Genomic DNA, 3,581 nt, shown 5'->3' with positions numbered 1-3,581 from the left:
TTATCTCGGGTTTGTTTGGCGTCGTTGCAGCTCAGGGCGTCGCTGCTGTGTGAGGGACGTTAGCCACGGTCCCGCTTCAAATAGGGTGACGGAGTGTCTCAGAGTCCTGATCAGCCGCTTCTGCCGTCTCGTCATCAAGTTGGCAGCCTTCGTGACTTCCTCCATGGAAGGACGTACTCGGCTGCCTCAGTCACCATCCGGCTCGACGGTGCACCGTCTCATGCTGCGGGCTCGCCTCTGGATGACGTGAGCAAGGTCTCCGATGCCCTGTATGAGGTTGTCGACGGTCTTGCCAGGCAGGTGCTGGACGCGGTTTTCTCCGGGCAGCCGAACGCTGAGGCGCGTGGCGCATGGGTCGCGCTCTTGCTGATCGCCCAGAACTGGCGGGACTCACCTGATCTGCCGGCAGAGTTGAAGACCATGGTTGATGAGGCCCTTCCACTCTGATGGGCGGCAACGCTGGATCGTCACCAGTCGAGCTCCGTCAGGTCATCGCTCCTGGTCTCCAGCTGCGCGGAGTCTGGCAGCGGCTTCAGCCGGTGTGTCGTAGTAGCCGGGGCGAGCCAGGAGGACCGAGCTGAAGTAGTAGCCCTGTTCTTCGTCGGGTTCGTCGTCCGCTTCGAAGGGGCGCCAGAAGCTGAGAAGAAGGTCTGGTGCGATGAAGGAGGCCGGGTCGTCCTCGGCCTCGGTGATCGTGGCGAGCCCTCGCAGCTGGGTGACCACCTCGGCAGCGGGCAGACCGAAGACATCGATGCCGCGGAACCGGACGATGTCCTGGCCGCTGGCGGGTCGGCCCAGCTCGATTGCTTCGAGCTTGCCGCGCGAGCATTGAATGCTGACCATCAGGCCGCTTGGCCGGAAGACGAACCTGCCCAATTGGTCTGATTCCGAGATCGCTGAGGGATCGCGGAACGAGGCGAGCGCTTGGTCTGCCGCCTCGCGGGGCATGCCGATGACCAGGGCGCCGAGACCGGTGGGCGGCGTGAGTTCGAATTCCATGAGCGAATGATTCCAGAACCGATGATCGGCGGGATTCAACGCTCTGGTGGCAACCGATTCTCGTTGCGGATCATGCGGCGGAGGCTTGTGCGGGCAGCTGCCAGGTCGTCCTCGAGCTCGGTGACTCGTTGCCGGAGCTGTGTGTTCTCTGTGGTCGCCTGCCGTTCCGCCGTGGAGAGTCGTAGGTTCTCCTCGGTGAGCTCGCTGATGCGAATGACCAGGTCGTGGTTGCCTAGCTGTTCGACCTGTTGGCCCAGATGAATGCGGGCTTGTTGCCGTAGCTGTCCGTTCTCGGTTCGGAGCTGTTTGATCTCCTGTCGGGCGAGAAGCAGGTCGGTCTGCTCGCTGGCGGTGGAGACCTTCCGCCCGCTCCGCTGGTCCTGGTGGCCTTGGGCAGCTTGTCGGGCTCGTGCCTGATCGATGCGTTCGCGTAGGCCAGGAGCATAGACGAGCCAGCTGGAGACGCCGGCTTCGCGGGCGACCGCGGCGAAGGTGATCCGGCGGTTGTCGCGGAGCAAGTCCTGGACGGCCTTGAGGACGCGTCCCCGTTTGTCGGCACTGTCCCGTTGACGTGCGGCTTTGAGGATGTCTGCGGGTGTCCTGGAGGGCTTCTCGGATGTCTCAGCAGGCATCCGGGGCGTCCTTGCGGATCACGGTCAGCGGCAGCAGCTTGTGGTCCCGGGTCGCGCGAACCTTCCGCAGAACCGCGCTGGCCTCCTCGATCTCCTCGCGTTCGTCCTGGGGGAGCTTGCTGAGCCGGTTGCGCATGGTGTCGGCGACGGTCGTGAAGGCGGTGATCTGGTCGGTGAGGTTGCGGACGACGAAGTCGTCGGCGTCCATGGCCGTGGCGGTCTCGCGGTCGGCCCGCAGGTCGTTGACGTGTTCCTCGATCGCGGGCAGATAGGACGGGTCGGGGCGATAGAAGCCGCAACCGGCGCATTGGAAGCGGATCGGGCAGGCTTTGCCGCCGGCCTTGACGTTGCTGGGCTCGCGGCAGTTGCCGAACGGGACGGCGACCGATTGCGCTTCGTAGTCGGTGGTGCTGGTGAACGGTGCCGGCCGTCCGGAACGGTCGATGGTGTGCTGCCGCATGGTCGTGATCGCTTCGCGTTTCCGCTTCAGGGACACCTGGTAGTACGACATCGTGGTGACGATCGACCGGTGGTCCATGAGCTCTTTGAGCACGTCAACGGGGACGCCGGCGTCGGCGTGACGCTGAGCATAGGCGTGCCGGAACGCGTAGAGGAAGATCAGCGAGCGGTCGAACGGCAGCCTGTTGCCGTGCTCGTCCAGTTCGTCGCTCAGCAGTACCGGGATGCCCGCGACCCAGTCCCGCATCGCGTTGGCCAGGTTGGACCCCATGTGCGCGATCCCGCTGCGGCCGGTGATCGACGGGAACAGGTACTTCTGGCTGCGGGAGGGAACCTCCAGCTCCCGTCGACGGGTCTGCCAGGTCCTGATCACCGCGGCGGTTTCGCGGGTGATCGGCAGCTTGCGGCCGTAGCGGCGCTTCTTGACGTTGTCCCAGATCAGGGTGTCTTCGTCCCCGCGGGTCTCCAGGCACTTCAGCCGCAGGCTGGCGACCTCGACGGGACGGCGGCCGGTATCACGCAGGACCAAGTAGGCCGTCTGCATCATCAGCTCGACGTCGGCCGGTTCCATCTCGCCGTAGGGGAAGCCGGCTCCCATCAGGGCAAGGTGGGCATCGAGCTGGGCGATGACGGGCTCAGGGACGGCTCGGCCGGCAGCATCCTCGCTCGTCTCCTCGGGCGGCAGGACCAGTGTCTTGTCCCGGTCGAAGCTGCCGGGCATGCCGGTCAGCATGTCCGTCTTGCGGCCGAAGTCGACGATCTCCATGAAGCTGCCGAACGACTGCTGGCGATGGTTCCGGCTGGCGAGTTCGTCATCGGTGGTGCGTCGGATGCGGCTCATCGCGGTGAAGACTGCCTGCATGTCGGCGAACCGCAGTTTCGTGTAGTCCTGGCCCCCGCCGGGCCGTGCATGCAGTGCATCGGAAGCGACGACGCAAGCAGCGAACACCTGCTTGAACTTGCCGCTGTCCAAGCTGACCGTGGTGGCCCATGTCTTGATCACTTCCCGGAGCCACGGCTGTCGGATGGCGGAAGCGTCGACCTGTCCCGGGCGGCTGCGGCGCCCGCCCAGCGCCGGGGACCGCAGATTCATCCAGCCCAGGTCCCAGGTGTCGGCATCGGTAGGCGTCAGGCCGCGGAACGACAGAGAGGCTCGGCGCAGACTTCGGACGGTCTCGCGGATCAAGGCCGCAAGGTTGTGGTGCTGGTAGATCCCTTCGATGAAGGACGCGACGTCCACCGTCAGCAGGCTCGGGACGCCCTCCAGCCGACGGGTCAGATGGCGGGTGGCCATCGGCTCGATGATGCCGCCGCGGGCATCCCGTTGCTGCAGTGCGTAGAGAAGCTCCCAGCGGACAGGGTCCTCCAGGTCCCGCAGGGTGAACTGGTGGGTGAGCAGACGTGTGGCCGCTTGCCGGGCCCATTGCTCGGGGTCGCGGGTCGCGCCCGCCCTCTTGTCACGGTCCCACCGCTGGACGTGCGTGCCGCGAA

The 3,581-nt window shown here is 65.6% G+C and carries 4 protein-coding genes; 1 reads left to right on the top strand and 3 read right to left on the bottom strand.

Annotated elements, in window-relative coordinates; translation table 11 throughout:
- Positions 1–246 precede the first annotated feature (246 nt).
- A complete protein-coding gene (locus ACWD3O_RS33920; protein WP_193512687.1) occupies positions 247–447 on the top strand; it encodes a hypothetical protein in 201 nt (66 codons plus the stop codon).
- A 42-nt stretch (positions 448–489) separates the two neighbouring features.
- Here the strand turns inward: ACWD3O_RS33920 and ACWD3O_RS33915 are convergent, their stop codons facing one another.
- The 3 genes from ACWD3O_RS33915 to ACWD3O_RS33905 all read right to left on the bottom strand — a co-directional run.
- The gene (locus ACWD3O_RS33915) at positions 490–999 is read right to left on the bottom strand and encodes a hypothetical protein (protein ID WP_451418550.1); all 510 of its coding nucleotides are present in this window, start codon (positions 997–999) and stop codon (positions 490–492) included.
- A 35-nt stretch (positions 1,000–1,034) separates the two neighbouring features.
- Positions 1,035–1,631, bottom strand: coding sequence for a DUF6262 family protein (locus ACWD3O_RS33910; protein ID WP_451418549.1), 597 nt, complete (start codon positions 1,629–1,631; stop codon positions 1,035–1,037).
- Positions 1,621–3,581, bottom strand: a 1,961-nt coding sequence (locus ACWD3O_RS33905; RefSeq protein WP_451418548.1) for a tyrosine-type recombinase/integrase, incomplete at its 5' end; no start/stop codon positions are given. The genes ACWD3O_RS33910 and ACWD3O_RS33905, both read right to left, overlap by 11 nt.

The sequence above is a fragment of the Streptomyces sp. NPDC002640 genome (assembly GCF_053592575.1).
The sequence above is the reverse complement of the archived record's forward strand: the minus strand, read 5'-3'. Positions and strand labels throughout refer to the sequence as shown.